The sequence below is a fragment of the Streptomyces sp. WAC05292 genome (assembly GCF_003949955.1).
Classification (GTDB): Bacteria; Actinomycetota; Actinomycetes; order Streptomycetales; family Streptomycetaceae; genus Streptomyces; species Streptomyces globosus.
Map to the genome: position 1 here is coordinate 1 of NZ_RPSE01000746.1, position 1,191 is coordinate 1,191.

The following is a 1,191-nucleotide window of genomic DNA, read 5'->3' on the forward strand; positions in this document are numbered from 1 at the left end:
GGGGGGCGCGCGGGGGGGGGGGGGAAGGCGGGCGGGGGGCCCGCGGCGGGGCGTTTTCGGGGGGGGGGCCCCGGGGTGCCCCTCCCCCCCCCACTCCTGGGCGCCCGCCAGCCGCACCAGCGCCTCGGCGATCCTTGCGTCCGCACCCGCCAGCAGGCGGCGTACGCCTTCCTCGCCGCGGCACACCGTCGCCAGCCGCAGCGGCACCGTCGTCGTGGCACTGCCGACGGCGGCCACCACGCCGTGGTGCGCCCGGGCCACGGCGGACAGCCACTCCAGGTCCTCCAGGTGGCCGCGCAGCGGCTCCTCCTCGAAGTGGCGGGCGTCGACGGCCTCGACGACGGCCGCGTGCCGTCCGGCGGACACGAGCCGCAGCCCGCCGCCCCCGAGCGGCGGCGGCAGGTCCGGCAGCGCGTCCGCCGCGAAGGCCTCGATCACGGTGTACACGTAGAACAGGGTGTCCCCGTCCAGGGCACGGTCCCCGGTCACGGCCGCTCCTCCCGCCGGTCCTCCAGCTCGGCGATCCGCCTCCTCAGCTCCTCGTTCTCCCGGCCGAGTTCACCGCGCCGGGCGCGCGAGGAGAGCGCCGGATCCTGCTCCCACCAGTCGATTCCCATCTCCTTCGCCCGATCCACCGAGGCGACGACCAGCCGCAGCTTGATCGTGAGGAGCTCGATGTCGAGGAGGTTGATGCGGATGTCGCCGGCGATGACGACGCCCTTGTCGAGGACGCGTTCGAGGATGTCGGCCAGGTTGGCGCCGCCGCCGTCCTCGTAGGGCCGGGGCAGCCCGGAGGGGAACGTCATGAGCCGCCTCCCTCCGCTCGGCCGGCCCCGCCCCGCAGGGCGAGCGTGCACGCGTACGCGGCCAGCGCCCGGCGGGCGCGCCGCTCCTGTGCGCCCCACAGGCGGGCCGCCCGCTCGACGGGGCCGCGCGGGTGCTGCTCGGAGACGAGCAGCACCCGGGTGAGGCCGTCTCCGAGCCGGTGGAACGTCACCGCGCTGCGGGACGTGCCCCCGGGACCAGCGGCCGCCCAGGCCAGCCGCACTCCCGGCGCGCGGTCGACGACGTGCACCGCGGTGCCGCCCCTGCGCCCCGGTTCGCCGGCGAGGTCGGGACGCCGCGCCCACCAGTCGTACGCCTCCTCGACGCCCACCCCGACGTCCACCGACGCCGCCACCCGCAGCGCGG

The 1,191-nt window shown here is 77.6% G+C and carries 2 protein-coding genes and 1 pseudogene; all 3 read right to left on the bottom strand.

Annotated elements, in window-relative coordinates:
* On the bottom strand, positions 1-489 hold a 489-nt coding region (locus EF903_RS32785; protein ID WP_260616238.1), incomplete at its 3' end, for a GvpL/GvpF family gas vesicle protein.
* A complete protein-coding gene (locus EF903_RS32790) occupies positions 486-806 on the bottom strand; it encodes a gas vesicle protein (protein WP_125548560.1) in 321 nt (106 codons plus the stop codon). The genes EF903_RS32785 and EF903_RS32790, both read right to left, overlap by 4 nt.
* Positions 803-1,191, bottom strand: a pseudogene (locus EF903_RS34565) (hypothetical protein); the annotation flags it as partial. The gene EF903_RS32790 and the pseudogene EF903_RS34565, both read right to left, overlap by 4 nt.